This is a genomic window from Aestuariibaculum scopimerae (genome assembly GCF_059428085.1).
On sequence record NZ_CM182089.1, the window covers coordinates 1,454,564 to 1,469,643 of the forward strand.

General features: G+C 36.8%; 10 protein-coding genes. 1 reads left to right on the top strand and 9 read right to left on the bottom strand.

All coding sequences use genetic code 11. The features are described from left to right. Positions 1-603 precede the first annotated feature (603 nt). From AC5SR4_RS06385 to AC5SR4_RS06420, 8 genes are all read right to left on the bottom strand, one after another. Positions 604-906: a hypothetical protein gene (locus AC5SR4_RS06385; protein ID WP_495358704.1), complete on the bottom strand. Its 303-nt coding sequence runs from the start codon at positions 904-906 to the stop codon at positions 604-606. A 55-nt stretch (positions 907-961) separates the two neighbouring features. Next, positions 962-1,390, bottom strand: coding sequence for a type II toxin-antitoxin system death-on-curing family toxin (locus tag AC5SR4_RS06390; protein ID WP_495358705.1), 429 nt, complete (start codon positions 1,388-1,390; stop codon positions 962-964). Position 1,391: 1 nt separating this feature from the next. After that, on the bottom strand, positions 1,392-2,429 hold the full coding sequence (locus AC5SR4_RS06395; RefSeq protein WP_495358706.1) for a DNA-binding protein: 1,038 nt from the start codon (positions 2,427-2,429) through the stop codon (positions 1,392-1,394). Positions 2,430-2,589: 160 nt separating this feature from the next. Continuing rightward, a complete protein-coding gene (locus AC5SR4_RS06400) occupies positions 2,590-3,141 on the bottom strand; it encodes a hypothetical protein (protein WP_495358707.1) in 552 nt (183 codons plus the stop codon). Between the two features lie 212 nt (positions 3,142-3,353). Further along, positions 3,354-6,197, bottom strand: a complete 2,844-nt coding sequence (locus AC5SR4_RS06405) for a M16 family metallopeptidase (RefSeq protein WP_495358708.1) — start codon at positions 6,195-6,197, stop codon at positions 3,354-3,356. A gap of 57 nt (positions 6,198-6,254) precedes the next feature. After that, the gene (locus AC5SR4_RS06410; RefSeq protein WP_495358709.1) at positions 6,255-7,640 is read right to left on the bottom strand and encodes a RagB/SusD family nutrient uptake outer membrane protein; all 1,386 of its coding nucleotides are present in this window, start codon (positions 7,638-7,640) and stop codon (positions 6,255-6,257) included. 11 nt (positions 7,641-7,651) lie between these two features. After that, positions 7,652-10,864, bottom strand: a complete 3,213-nt coding sequence (locus tag AC5SR4_RS06415) for a SusC/RagA family TonB-linked outer membrane protein (RefSeq protein WP_495358710.1) — start codon at positions 10,862-10,864, stop codon at positions 7,652-7,654. Positions 10,865-12,074: 1,210 nt separating this feature from the next. Beyond that, on the bottom strand, positions 12,075-13,385 hold the full coding sequence (locus AC5SR4_RS06420; RefSeq protein WP_495358711.1) for a FecR family protein: 1,311 nt from the start codon (positions 13,383-13,385) through the stop codon (positions 12,075-12,077). A 224-nt stretch (positions 13,386-13,609) separates the two neighbouring features. On the opposite strand from AC5SR4_RS06420, the gene AC5SR4_RS06425 reads away from it, so the two are divergent. Further along, a complete protein-coding gene (locus tag AC5SR4_RS06425) occupies positions 13,610-14,179 on the top strand; it encodes an RNA polymerase sigma factor (protein WP_495358712.1) in 570 nt (189 codons plus the stop codon). 318 nt (positions 14,180-14,497) lie between these two features. Here AC5SR4_RS06425 and AC5SR4_RS06430 read toward each other — a convergent pair whose 3' ends face one another. Continuing rightward, a complete protein-coding gene (locus AC5SR4_RS06430; protein ID WP_495358713.1) occupies positions 14,498-14,860 on the bottom strand; it encodes an endonuclease domain-containing protein in 363 nt (120 codons plus the stop codon). Between the last annotated feature and the right edge of the window lie 220 nt (positions 14,861-15,080).

The window sequence follows — 15,080 nt, forward strand, 5'->3', positions numbered from 1 at the left end:
TAAAATAAACCACCAAAAATGGTTTTATACTGCTTATTGTTACGTTATGTCTCAGTTTTCCAAAAAAACACCCGAACCGCTCATAAAATCTCTCCCGGTCCGGGCATCTCACTTGTTAAAACTTGTATTGTTTTTTATTAATACATATGTGTATTACTATATAGACGTATTTTATTCGCAATACCCTTAATTATTTTTTGATTTTTTTTTGGTTTTAACGTTTTTGCTTGGGCAATAATAAACCTATTACCTGTGCTGCTCGTTAGGAAGAGACCACTGGTGTAGCCCAACCCGTCGTAAGAGGAGCAAGCGTTTAAAAACAGTCTTGTAGACTGTTTTAGCGCAGCTGCCAGACTGCCGCGCGGCGCCAAAAGCTTCGAGAGAATAAAGAAAATGAACGTAAAAAAACTCACGGTTGCTATTTAACTCCCCGAGCTTCCGCTTCGCGTAAGCATCCCCTCTTATGCCGTATGGGCGGCACAATAGGGGAGCCCTTACGCTTTTTATAATACCTTAGGCTTTTTATTAAGACCTCTCGCTTTTAATTAATTCCTAGGCTTTTTATTAAAATTTAGGTAGGGTTTAGGCAAGGTTATATACTATCTAACCCTCTTCCCGCGCATCATACATCGCCTCATAATCTGCTTGGCCCGGCCACATGTCTTCGCCAAACATGAAGGTATCGCATTTGCCGTTTTCTTTATCTGTGACAGCGCAGTGTGCTCCGAAGGGGCAGGTTTCGCAAAACGGGTCACAAAAATCGATGGTATCCAGGTTGGTGCGGTCCATTTGGCAGGTGATGTCGCTGTTTAGGGCTTCACGAAGTTTCTCATACATAGCCCGGTAGGGGATGCCTTTTGGGAATTCTATGACCATGTGGTAGTACTCCAGCATCGCCTCCAACATGAGGCAGCAGTCTAGTATCTGGAAATCGTTTGGCTGACTTATTTATTTGTTTTTATTAACAAATTGCATCAATAATTTTAATCTTAAGACTTTCACTAAAGTCATTTTCATTTATGATAGAGTAAATTATTTCATAGAGCAGATCTTTATCAATTCGATTATCTGCAATATGTACGGAAATGTTTTCCATTTCAATGATAAACTTATCAATACAATAGCTCAATCCATTTATTTCTAGAAAGTAAGCTCCTAGGGCAATACTGCTCCTTTTATTTCCATCGCTGAATGCATGATTTTTATTAACAGAATATACCAAATGTGTCAATTTTATTTCAAACTCTGGATAATATAAATCATTTTGAATATGCTCCAAGACACTATCTAAAAGTCCAATATCATTAGTTCCATGTGAACCTCCCGATTCGTCAATAATGAAGTCATGTTCTTTTATGGCATATTCTAAGTTGAAATAATTATATGCCATTTTATCTGTTTTTTAGGCGTTTAAATACGTCAATGTTCTTTTTCAACCTTTCCTCTAAAACCATACTCTTTTCCCCTAAAAACTTATCGAATTCTTGAGCTGTTAAATGTGTAACGTAATTTCTTAATTTTTCATGGAGAGCGTCCCGAAACGCCATATCACGACTTGCCATTAATGTTCTAGCCTTTTCAAGTAAAGGCTTTAATATCGCTTGATTATTGCATTCAAATTCAGAAAATAAATTACTTGCTTCGGGAAGTGTCAATTTTCGATTTTCAGACTTATATTTACGTTCTAAGCAGTCGGCAAATCCATTTTCATACGCAGCAATTAAATCCAATACTTCGGAATACATGGTGTCTCTGGCAGAGTCACTTGCTTTAAGTTTTAATATTTGCTTATACTCTTTAGCATTTTCATGAAAAATACTTTTGTATACCGCATCTGTAAATTGTGCAAATTTCCATTTATTGTCAACAATAAAATGCTCTAGAGCATCTGTGAATGCTTGCCGATAATTAAACTCACGAATGGCACTAGGAAGAAATTCATCTTCTCTTTGATTTACATATTTTGTTACACCTCCAATTTTAGCATTAAGCGTATCAATAACAATATCGAGAATTAGAGCTCTTAATTGTTTGGCTCTTTCACTTTCAGTCAATAGCATTCCAATATTTAAGAACGTTCGAAAGTCAAATACTCCTAATTTAGGAGCTTTAGTGATGTCTCCGACATCAATGTCGGTAACATCATCATCATCATATCTAGCTATTATATCCTTAAATTCTTTAAGTCTTTTACCACTTATAACTTCATAACCATTTTCAGTGAGTTCATCTATATGCTGTTCAATATATCTTTCAATAGTCCTCTCATCTATTTTATAAAAATCAGCTATTTGCTTTTTAGTATATTTTAAAGTGGACTCAAATGGAATACCAGGAAAAGCAATTTCCTTTTCTATTTCCACAAGAGCATATTTATTATTTAAAATATTTTTCCTGTGAATATCAGATTTAGTAAGATTTTTACTCATTTAAAGTTTTTTGTTAGATAGAAAACATAAAATTAAATACATTTATGCTTATCTGCTAAAAATAAACAAATATTAGAAGGTGTTATACTACTATTCCCTTTTATCTGATTTTTTTTATTACTCAAGAGTGATAGTTATGATACTTGACGCATTCCGAGCACTAGTTAATCCCCCGCGCATCATACATCTCATCATAATCTGCTTGGCCGGGCCACATGTCTTCTCCAAACATGAAGGTATCGCATTTGCCGTTTTCTTTATCTGTGACAGTGCAGTGTGCTCCGAAGGGGCAGGTTTCGCAAAACGGGTCACAAAAGTCGATGGTGTCTAGGTTGGTGCGATCCATTTGGCAGGTGATGTCGCTGTTTAGGGCTTCGCGGAGTTTCTCGTACATAGCTCGGTAGGGGATGCCTTTGGGGAATTCTATGACCATGTGGTAGTACTCCAGCATCGCTTCCAGCATGAGGCAGCAGTCCAGTATCTGGAAATCGTCTAGGCGGTCTTCGGGTGGAAATACATTGGGTTCGATGTTAAACCACTCGTGCATTTTTTTCATGGGATATATAGGGATGTGGCTGTATTGCTCCGGGATATCCATTTGGTCTATTTGCTCTTGCGAAAACACGGGGTTTATGGTGTTTTCTTTGATGTTTTTTACCGACTCCCACAGGTCGTCGCGTAAATGATCTAGATAGGCTTGCATGGTGCTCATGACTTGGTTTTTGTGTTATTTAATCTTTTAATTAATACTTAAATTTATAAAAATATAGTTTTGTGTGGCTTTTTGTTTGGTTTTAGTTGTCTTTTGCTATTAACTGAATCCTTACAACGCGAAAGGATTGACTCCGTCGAACCTATCGGTTTCGCGCAACAGCGGGGAAAAGACAGAGTTGAGCTAACACTCTCCAATTTTACATTACATTTTTATGGGGCAAGGTTATCTGATGTTTCTATATATGAGATAAACCAATTTTCTTTTAAATATTTTCGAGCAGTTTGACGAATATCTTCTGGGGTAATTGAATCAATTAACTCTTCTCTATCTAGTATAGCAGTAAGATCGCCTTCACTTAGACACTGATTTACTAAATAATTCTCCCATTTGGCATCACTCATGTGATTTTGGCTCCAATCTTCTTTATATTTTTCAATCGTTGCTGTAAAGTCAAAAGATTTTGGTCCATTTTTTTGAAGACTTTTTATTTCATCTAAAGCAGCTTCAATAAGTCTCGTTGCGTTCTTCGGATCACAACTAAAATTAGTCCTTAATTCACAAACATTTTCCGAAGAAATGCAATCTAACTTTATTGTGTTCATGCTTTGATCTAGAGAATAAGTTGCAGTCTCTTTTTCACGAATTCGTCTTAGTAATATGTATTTCATTACATCTTTTAAAATATTCAATTTCATATATTCTATCTCTGAATAGGAATATTGAAAAAAATAAAACAAGGACACATCGGATCGGTTCTTAGCAATACGGTTATTAATAGATATTTTATCTACCCTTTGTTCTAAGGGTTTAAAATTTACATTGTAGGGACAATTACCTTTATCGCCTTCAGTAATGGCTCCTAGATACTTAACAGTAAATTCTACCGCCTTTTCTATATTCATCACTCCTGTCAAAACGAATTCAAATCCTTGAGCGCTAGAAAAAGAGTTTCTATAGATTTGCATACACTCATGATAATCTTCTACCAAACTAAGTTCATCTAAGGAAAGATGTTGCGTTCTTGGTTTGTATCCTATTATGCCTTCTAATTCATTGGTAATAGACTTGTAGTTATTAGCATTTTGCCTCCAATTATTTATTTTGGATATATATATCAAAGAATCATTTCTTGGATATAGAAAGTAACGATAAACCATTTGCAATAAAATTTCTAATTTCTTGTTGGGTGAATGTCCTCTGATTCCGGAAGACTGTTCATCAATGTAGGCATTAATCTTTAGATTGTTATTCTTTTTATAAGCTTCAAGTTCTTTCTGATTAAGCTCGCCTAAACCTGCTTCCTCTAATAAGGTTGTAGCAGCCCTAGCCGAATAATACAATGAGTCAGGATATATCAATGCACCATTTGGGTTTACACCCCTCAAAAACACTCTATCAGCCTCACCTGACACCGCAGGTTTTAATAAAACTTTTATTCCATTTGACAGAACGAGTTCAGTAACACCAATATCTTTGATTTCATTGCGCGTTAAGATTGAAGATTTACTTAACTGATAAAGTGAATTGAAATTCACATCGAGATCCGGACTATTCGACGGTTTAAAAGGGAGTATGGATCTATTTTTTAGAGTCTCCTCCCACCATTGAAGCACTTTGGACTCGCTAGGAATATATTTTTGATTAACTCTATTTGAAAGGACTATGATATCATGATTTTTTTCTGTTATCCACCGTTGGATAAATTTATTGATATCAGCAAGAGTAATTTCCCTAAGAAGCTTTAAATTTACTTCATTTTCAAGTTCCTCTGAAGGGACTGCGCTGCCATGGATAAAATGATCTTCATAATCATTTATTAATTCACTAAGAGCTTTTTTATGATTATATTTAGTTGAACTTAATATCGCGGACTTAGCCAGTTCAAATTCTTTTGAACTGAATCCATAATATTTTAGCCTTTCTAATTCAGTAAATAATGCTTTGAAAGCATATTCGATATTTGCTTTTTCACTTGGTTTGGCTATTAGTCTTAGTGCCTTCAATCCGTACATGTTCTCTAGATATGAAAAATTTATATGTTGTAAGGAGGCATCTGATTTTTTTAGATAGATTTCCGAAAGTCGATTAGCTAACATCACATTACAAATATTAATCATAATCGACTCATTAAAATCTTCAAATGTCCTTTTGATGTCCCTTTCGCCGTGCTTAAAATACATCATAAGAGATATAGATGTGTCCTTTTCATGTCTATTGAACTCGGTATAATAGTTGTTCTGATCATTTAGGATTACTTGATGGTCGATATGACGTTGCTTTTCTACAGGATTCTTCAGATCATCAAAAGTTCGCTTAATTAATGATTCTGTTCTTTTTATATCAATGTCTCCTACAATAAAGAGTCCACATAGATCGGGACGATACCAATCGTTATAGAAGCGCCTAATAGCTTCATCAGAAAGATCAGAAATTCTAACTGTTGAACGGGTGAATTGCCTTGCATATCTGGAAGGAGCCAATACTTTCGACATAACACCTTTGAGAGACCACTCGCCTCTCCACCTCAATTCTTCTTGAACGACCTTTTTTTCAGCTTCAATATCACCCGTACTCATTAATACTTCTCCGGTCATCCAGTCTTTAAGCGCTAAAAATATGGTCTTGAAAACTGAAGTATCTGCTGGAAGATTCTCAAATGGATAGATGGTTTTCATTTGGTTCACCCCAGCTGGTAATTTTGCTCCGAGTATTGACAAGTATTTTTTGAGGCTGTCTGAAGGGAAATGTCTAGTATTTCTTCCTACTAGGATATGCTCTACAATATGTGCCACCTCTGGCTGATCTAAGTCTTCCTGATACGAGCCAGCTTTTACAGTAAAATGTAACAAGACTTTTCCTGACGCCTCATTTTTCTTTTGCAAATAGTAAGTAAATCCATTGGCCAGTACCCCCCTTTTTACTGAAGGATCAAAGGGTACGGAATCTGTTAAATTTAAATTATCCAAATGCTGTGCTACCAAGTCCAAATGACTTACTAAAATGACTAGTAATAAAGAATTTGCTTTGACTAGATTTTTTAATTGAACTATCATAGTTGTATATTAACTATCCCTCTAATACCGAAGGGACAAGATTTTATTGGCGACTTCTCAATAACCATTGTTCTGGTTACCAAGATTTGGATTTTTGTTGAATTCAGACTGTGGGATGGGGTAAAGCAAATTGTCAGTTGTAATGCCATTACCTAAAACTTCCATCGCTCGGTTGGTACGTTTTAGATCCAGCCAACGATGCCCCCATTCGGTAAATAATTCTACCTGACGTTCATGTTCAATAGCCAACAGTAAGCTCACCTTATCATTAGCATCAGTATCATCTAGTCCTGCTCTTCCGCGGATAGTATTAATATCCATCTGTGCGCCTGATATATTATCTAATTGAGCTCTGGCTTCAGCCCGTATTAAATACACTTCCGCCAATCGAAGCACCACTGAGTATTCCGTAAATGGATCAGATATATTTTTACTCCTAACTTTGTATTTATAGGGGAAATAAAAAGTACCTAAAGAAGACCGTGTGATACTATTGACCCAATGCTCCCGTCGTAAATCCCCCTCTTCAAAAGCTCCTAAAAGAGGATTTGTCATAATATGGTATCTAGGCGTGCTAGTTATAATAAAATAGGCTCCTTCAAAAGTACTACTATACGGATATACAGGCATTAATTGCCAAATTGTTTCTTTGCTGTCAAATAGAAAATTTTGGTCAATTTCATTTTTATTGGTTATTTCGTATTGAGAATTGTTTATGACATTAGATGCCTGTATTTGAGCGTTTTCATAATCCTCATTATACAGATAAACTCTAGACAGCAAAGCAGTAGCAGCAGCTTTATTAGGACGTACCCGATCTTCGGTTACATACTCATCATCCATTAATGATTGTGCTATTAAAAGATCATCTTTGATTTGCGTATATATTTTATCTTGAAAATCCCGTGATTTTAATCTATTTTCCCTGTAATCTGTATTTAATATTAAAGGCACATCTCCAAATAAATTGACCAGATAGAAGTATGAAAATGCTCTTACAAATCTAGCTTCACCTTCTAATTGATTGGCCGTGCTTGGCGTCAAGTCACTTGAGATCTCAATACCTTCAATAATAGCATTTGATTGATATATAATATTATACGTGAAATTCCAAAGAGATTCAATATAACTATTCTCAGGTGAGATTTGATAATTTTCAAATTCACTATATAAAATATCTTCACGATAGTTATGTAGCTCCCCTGAAGAAAGTCCTGCCAAAGAAGCTAAACCATAAGGCACACCGCTTAGTGCTCCTCGATCGGAGATATTATTATATATTGCCGTAATGGAAGCTGTTGCCATAACATCATTACTAAAGGCATTTTCTTCAACAATAAGTGATTTGTCTAAATCTACTTCTAAAAGATGGTCACAAGATGATAGGCCAATTGTTATAATGAGTATAAACAATCGGGTATAATTCAATAATCTATTTTTCATGATTTTTAAGATTAAAAGGTTAGTTCAATTCCGCTAGTTATCATTCGCAATGGTGGCAGAAGGTTTTTCGTTTCAGGATCTAGTAAATCAAAATCAGTATAAGTCCACAAATTTTGTCCTTGGATATAAACTTTACATTGCTTGATTGATATCTTACTCAATAGTTTTTCTGGTATGCTGTATTGTAATGACAAAGTCTTTAAACGAATATATGAGTTACTGATATAACGCGCATCACTAAAATTAGCGTCATTCGCGGAAAGCGCAGTTGAAAAACTTCTCGAAAAAACTTGATAAGTAGTTTGATCACCTTCTTGCCGCCAACGGTCATTAAAAATTTTCGCAGGTATGTTCTCAGCTGAACGTCCTGCAGCGGGGAAGCCATAACCTGACACTGTTTGTTTGGAAAACTGAAATAAAAAAGATAGTTCTAATCCCCGATAACGAAAGCTATTATTTAATCCACCATAGAATTGACGGCCAACGTTTTGGATATAAGTCTGGTCATCAGAATTTATTATTCCATTGTCGTCTACGTCTTTCACTTCATACAATCCAGTAGTAGGATTTACCCCCTTGTAGTTATACAACTTTACTATGTTCAGTGATTTACCTATAACATAGCGATCGGCATGTGGAGATTCATCTAGATATGGATAGCTAATAAGAATATTCTTAGGGATTGATACATTAAAAGAGGAAGACCATTGAAAATAATCATGATCTATATTGATTGAGTTGATCATAAATTCCCAACCACTATTTTCCACAGTAGCTTCCAAATTCTCTGTTACTCCAGTAAAACCAGTTATACCAGGTAAAGGATAGTTAAGTAATTGATTGGAGCATCGGTTTCGATACCAAGCAGTTTCAATATTTATTCGTCTAAGAAGTCCCAGTTCGAGGGCAAATTCCAGCTTCTTTGTTTCTTCCCACGCATATTCTGGATTAGCTAGTCCCGTTGGTTCAATGCTCACATTACCTTGGTAAAAATAATCCATATATCCATAAGTACTGAGATAATTGTAATTACCAATCTGATCGCTACCTGTTACCCCATAGCTCGTGCGAAATTTTCCAAAGTTGATAAAAGGTAACTTTTTCATAAATTCTTCGGTAGAGAAAATCCAAGCACCCCCTATTGCTCCAAAGTTCCCCCAACGATGATCAGGGCCAAATCTCGAAGACCCATCTCTACGACCTGTAATATTGAGTAAATATTTTTCTTTAAAGTTGTATCCAATACGACCATAAATAGCAGCATATCGGTACTCACTATTCTCATCTCTATGATAAATTGTTTTGGTTGCACCTAATAAGCTTTCGAGCATTGCATCAGAGGTATAGCCAGTGGCTTCTACTAATTGATAAGCAGCCCTGCTTTCTTGAAGGGTAGTCCCAACTAAAACATTCAAGCCATGTTCTCTAAACTTTTTATTGTATGTTACTTGAGGCTCAATGATCCATGAATTCCTATTGTTTGAACCAAAGTAGCTAGTCGCAGTGGTATTTTCATCAATATCCTCCGGGTTCATAGAAGTAAATGGGTTTTTCTCCAATTCATTTCTATTGAGTACATTATAACCTAAACTTACTTGTGTAGTCAACCCTGTCATCCAATTATAGCCTAATACACTATTAATAGTGATAGTATTTCCATAACTTTTATCTGTTTTTTTTAATCCAGCTAATGGATTGTCCCAGGTAGAATTTTCCCAGTTGAGATTACCTAATTCGTCATATAATTCGGGTGCATTTGGAGGCAATTCTAGAGCATCAAAAACTAGGCTTCCATTAAATATTTTATTAGATTCTACACCATAGTTCATTGTCAGTGTTGTTTTAAACTTTTTATTCAATGAAGAATGGTTCAAATTAAAGTGACCGGATGCTCGTTGGAAACCGAAATCGCCAGGAAAGATCATTGATTCTTTATGATACCCAACTCCAAAACGAAAAGTAGTGTTTTTAGTGCCACCACTTATATTGGCTTGCATATCGGTTATGTTAGCAGTACCACCCAACAACTCTTGTTGCCAATTAGTATATCTAGTTGTATCCCATACGAGAAGATCATTTGCAGAACTACCTGAAGGTTCCTGTCCAGCATTAGAATAAGCTTCTTTTCGCATAGCTATGTATTGTTCCGTATTTAATAATTCAGTAAAATATGGAATCTTACCTATACCAGAATACATGTTAATATCTACATTTGTTGTTTGAGACTGTTGACCTCTTTTAGTTGTGATGAGGATTACTCCATTAGCGCCTCTAGATCCATATATGGCTGTTGCATCAGCATCTTTTAATATTTCTATGCTTTGTATATTTGTGGGATTAAGTGTACTTAGTGGATCAAATCCTCTTGATATTACCCAAAGATTATTTGATTCTACTGGACTAGCATCTATAGGAATACCATCAATCACATATAATGGATATGCGTTTGAATTTGAAATACTATTACGCCCTCTGATCTCAACCTTTACGGCACTCCCAGCTACACCACTCTCTGGAGTTATGTCCAACCCAGGAACCCTACCTTGCAAAGCCATTAAAGGTTGGGTCACAGGCTGTTTTTCTATTTCCTTTGCTGTTACCTTAGAAATATTCCCGGTTTTAGTCCGCTCTGTAGTATTATAATACCCCGCATTCAAAACCACTTCATCCAATTGCCCGACTTCTTCTTTTAGGGTAACGTTAATGGTACTTTGGCTTCCAACAGTTATTTCTTGTTTAGCAAAGCCTATAGCCGAAAACACCAACACATTAGCGGCATCGGGTACTACAATACTATAATGCCCATCCATATCGGCCGCCGTGCCTTTGGTGGTGCCTTTAATAAGGATGGTGGCCCCGGGAATGCCCATACCGTTTTCGTCGGTTACCTTACCAGAGACCTGTATTTGTTGCCGGGGGTTGTTTTCCTTAATGATAATGGTATTGTTTTCGGCCAGGATTAAATTAAAGTGGCCATTGGCAATGCTTTTTTGAAGCAGCCTGCCCAGTGTTATGGTGCCTTTTTTAAGGGGTACCGCCGGCAGGTTTTTAAACATATCTTCTTGATAGATAAAGCGGTACTTGGTTTGCTGCTTTATAATTTTAAAAACGGCATCTACTGTAATGGTTTTATCGGCATCGATAACAATCTTTTCCTGGGAAAGGCTTGTTATGGGCGCCATACTAAAAACAGCAGTGCATATTAAAAATATAAATGTTCTCATAAGGAGCATTAATAGCTGTTTTGTAACCCCAGTAACTATTGGGGGAAAACAGGTTGTGGTTAATTTTAATTCCATAAATTTGTGTGTTATTAGTTTTTTAAATTAATAATGCTATAAGGGATGCAGTGATAACTTTGCAAGGGTGATACTGCGTTCCTTTCTTTTTTTAGATTTAAGTGATGTGATAAAAGAGACTTTAAATGTTTAGTTGTTTGTTGTAGAGTCGGTTAGTTGTTTTCTCACTCGGATGTGATTACTCATAACTCTTAACTTATAACCCTGCCTGCGGCAGGCAGGTCTGAACTTGTTAAAACAGAGATTCTTCGCTCGCAAGCTCACTCTGAATGACATTGTCCTAATTTATAATTCTGAATCCTGAATTCTGAATTTGTAAAGTCTTTTCACTTTTCACTTTTAGTTTTTCACTTTTTTCATGTTGGATGTTTTTTCATATTTTAAGTTTTAGTGGTTTATGTTTGTTCTGTTTTTATTTATATGTACTTTTTGTCATTGCCACAAAAAGTACCAAAAAGGTCTAGGCTTACGAGACCATTGCTGAAAATGCTACGCGATAACCCGCCACAGATAAAAAGAACTCGGTCCGCTATCGCTCCCCTCAAACAGCTTTTTATCTCTTAGCCCTTGCGCTACCTGCTTGATTTTCTAGCAATACCCTCGATAGGCCGGGGGGACTGCCTCATGGTCATTGACCTCCGATTGGTGTCTCTTCTCTCTATTCTCTTCTCTCTTTCCATGTTTGTAGTTTTTTTGATTATTAGATTGTTTAGCTTCTAGCTTCTAGCTTTTGGCTTCTGGCTTTTGGCTTCTGGCTTCTAGCCTCTAGCTTCTATAAATATACTTATTATTACTTTTTTATTTAAATTGTTTACTTATTTATATAAGATAGTTTTAGATTACTAGATTATTAGATTTTTCGATTATTAGACGCTCTGAACTCTGAACTCTGAACTCATAACTTGTTTTCACTTTTCACTTTTAGTTGTTTTTGTCTATCCTCTACGAGGAATTGGGGTTCTATCTTAATTTTTTTTCTACAATGCTTAAACCGCTACGCGGTATTTTTTACTTTTAGATTACTAGATTACTAGATTACTAGATTTTTCGATTATTAGATGCTCTGAACTCTGAACTCTAAACTCTGAACTTGTTTAAGCTTTTCACTTTTAGTTTTTCACTTTTCACTTTTAACTTATTTAAGAATCACCTCCTTGCCATGTATTTCAAAATTGCTAATGAAGCCCATGTTTTTTATGGTGCTTAAAATGTCTTCTATATGTTGGTCCTTGCCCAAAACGCCTACAAAACGAATGTCTTCCAAAGCTTTGTTTTTAAAGGTTACATCCATATCGTACCAACGCGACAATACGGTCATGATCTCTTTTAATGGCATGCCCTCGAAATCGAAAATGCCTTCTTTCCATGAGATTTGCCTGTAAACGTCTACTTGCTGTACCTGTAATTGGTTGGTGCTGGTGTTTAGGGTGGATTGTTGGTTGGGTTTTAAGATTTGAGTATTGGGTATTGCGTATTGAGACATCTCAACTGTACTTGGGGTGACAGATACTTTGCCTTCTACTAGGGTGGTGTATATGTTGGTTTCGTCTTTGTAGGCTTTGATGTTGAACTCGGTGCCTAGGACTTCGACTATTTGGGTGAGGTTGTCTGTTAATGGAGGAGATTGCTTCGTTCCTCGCAAAGACGATCTGGAAGCGCCATCTGTTAATGAAGGGGATTGCTTCGTTCCTCGCAATGACACATTCTTTGGAGACAATACTCTAAATTTAGAGCCACCGTTTTCTGTGCTTGGAGAGACATCGAAATAGGCTTCGCCGTATACTAAGGTGACTTCGCGGGCTTGGCCTGCTATAAAGTTAATGGGATAGGTTATTTGGGTATCGGAGTTGAGCCATACTTGGGTGCCGTCGGCTAGGGTTAATTGGTATTGACCGCCTCTTGGTATTGTTAAGGTGTTTGTTGTTTGTCGGTTAGTCGTTTGTTGCTCACTGTTGCGGTTGGTTGTGTAGGTGATGGCTTCGCCATTGCTGTTGGCATATGCTGTTTGGTAACTCGTTCCTTTTTCTAAGACTACGACAGAACCGTCTTCTAGGGCCAAAGTAGCTTTGTTGGTGCCGGATTCTATTTGGTTATTTACTATGATGGGTTGAGATTCCTCGACTGCGCTCGGAATGACATTGGTCTGGATTAAGATGGTAATCGCTGCTAATAAGACTATTGCAGCTGCAGCGGCGTATTTATATAGGGTTTTGGGTATTAGGTTTTGGGTTTTGGGTTTTGTTTGCTTGGTATCTAGTTTGTGGAGCAGACGTTTTAGGGCAGCGGCTTCGTCCACGGGACGGTAGGCCATGTCTGCTTTTAAATTATAGCGTATGTACATTTTAAAAAGGGCACGATGTTTTGGTTTTTGAACCCAGGCTTGTAACTGGTCCAATTCCGTATCGGTAATCGTATCGGTCAGGTATTTTATGATGAGCTTCTTCAATGTATTTTTATTATTTTTTAGCTTGCTTACATGTATATGGCGTAAAAAAAATGCCGTACCCTTAAAAATTTCGTAATTTTTTTTAAACTTTACGCACTTTTGAGTTAAAAGCTAGAAAGTAATACCCTTGTAAAGGCTCAAGTTAATTAAGAGACTGCTTCGCCCTACCGGGCTCGCAGTGACGTCTGAACTAAGGAACCTGAGGGAACTAAGAATCTAGGAATATGTCTGAAAACACACATTGGGAAAATATTAAAAAGGGGGATAAAACAGCGCTTGATGCCCTGTTTAAGCAATATTACCACCCGCTTTATGTGTATATGTTGCAGCATACTAAAAACCGGTTTGTGGCCGAAGATATTGTGCAAGGGGTTTTTATATACTTATGGGAAAAACGGGAAAGTATTGTGTTTCGGCAATCGATGAAATCGTACTTGTACCAAGCGGCCTATAATGCGTTTATTGACCAAACCAGACAGCAAAAGCGTAAGGATATGCTCCTGGAAAGCCTAAAGCACGAAACGCTTATTGAGGAGCTTGAAGCGGATGATGTTGAGGTTGATAGAAAAATACAACGCGTAAAACGACAAATAGAACTGTTGCCCAAGCGCTGCAAGGAAATTTTTTTACTAAGCAAGCAGGAGGGCTACGATTATAACGAAATTGCCGATATTCTAGACCTTTCGGTGAAAACCGTGGAATCGCAAATGCGCTTGGCCTTTAAAAAAATACGTGAAGGTTTTGAGCATGATGATTTGTTTTTGTTTGTGCTGTCGAAAGCGCTTTCTAGTTAAAAACTAAAAGTGAAAAGTGAAAAACTAAAAGTGAAAAGTGGTACGTGCCAGCTTTTATGAGTTTAACACCTACGGTGTATTGAATGCTAATTAATGGCATGTTTCTACAATACCTTATGCCTTTCGGGCCACACCATGTCTGGGTGATGTTTTAAACTTCGCTTAGCAAAAGTAAAAACACATTAATTTTTTATGTAGGACTTCTTTCAATGCATAGCCTAAGTTTAAAAAAGCAGCGGGATGGCTCCCCTCTTGTGCCGGTTTGTACGGTATAAGAGGGGATATAATTGCTTTAGCAATTATTCGGGGAGTTTAATTTCAATCTTTAAAATAAGAGGCGATATCTTCTAATACCGGTATAAGTTGATTAAAAACCATTTTGTTCTCAAACCGTACAACCCTATAACCACAAGACTCTAAATATTTGGTTCGTTTTGCGTCGTACGCTTCCGCTATAGGATTATTATGTACCTCACCATCCAGTTCTACAATCAAACGTTCTGAAGCACAATAAAAATCGACAATAAAATAGCCAATACTGTGCTGTTTTATAAATCGTCTGCCTTTGAGTTGTCTTGATTTTAAATATTTCCAAAGGTAAGCCTCTGCGGGTGTAAGATTGCTACGCAATTCTTGTCTGAAGCTTTCAAGTTCCTTTTTTGTGTGGTTTCGATGGGACATAGAGCTAAGATAGGGAAAAGTGGGGTATTATTATGTGAGCATGTTTGCTGTTTTAACTCCCCGAGCTTCCACTGAAGTGTAAGCATGCCCCTCTTATGGCGGCGTAAACGCCACAAGAGGGGAGCCCTCACGCAGCTTTTCTTCAAACTTAGGATTGGTTTTAAGTTATTGCGGTGAGTTTGAAGCAAATTTGTTGAGAAACTTTGCTAAGAAAAATTAT

What these genes read in the sequence shown, in the direction of transcription:
- AC5SR4_RS06385 (WP_495358704.1), bottom strand. Translation starts at nt 906, where the DNA reads ATGTTGGAGGCGATGCTGGAGTACTACCACATGGTCATAGAATTCCCA.
- AC5SR4_RS06390 (WP_495358705.1), bottom strand. Translation starts at nt 1,390, where the DNA reads ATGGCATATAATTATTTCAACTTAGAATATGCCATAAAAGAACATGAC.
- AC5SR4_RS06395 (WP_495358706.1), bottom strand. Translation starts at nt 2,429, where the DNA reads ATGAGTAAAAATCTTACTAAATCTGATATTCACAGGAAAAATATTTTA.
- AC5SR4_RS06400 (WP_495358707.1), bottom strand. Translation starts at nt 3,141, where the DNA reads ATGAGCACCATGCAAGCCTATCTAGATCATTTACGCGACGACCTGTGG.
- AC5SR4_RS06405 (WP_495358708.1), bottom strand. Translation starts at nt 6,197, where the DNA reads ATGATAGTTCAATTAAAAAATCTAGTCAAAGCAAATTCTTTATTACTA.
- AC5SR4_RS06410 (WP_495358709.1), bottom strand. Translation starts at nt 7,640, where the DNA reads ATGAAAAATAGATTATTGAATTATACCCGATTGTTTATACTCATTATA.
- AC5SR4_RS06415 (WP_495358710.1), bottom strand. Translation starts at nt 10,864, where the DNA reads ATGAGAACATTTATATTTTTAATATGCACTGCTGTTTTTAGTATGGCG.
- AC5SR4_RS06425 (WP_495358712.1), top strand. Translation starts at nt 13,610, where the DNA reads ATGTCTGAAAACACACATTGGGAAAATATTAAAAAGGGGGATAAAACA.
- AC5SR4_RS06430 (WP_495358713.1), bottom strand. Translation starts at nt 14,860, where the DNA reads ATGTCCCATCGAAACCACACAAAAAAGGAACTTGAAAGCTTCAGACAA.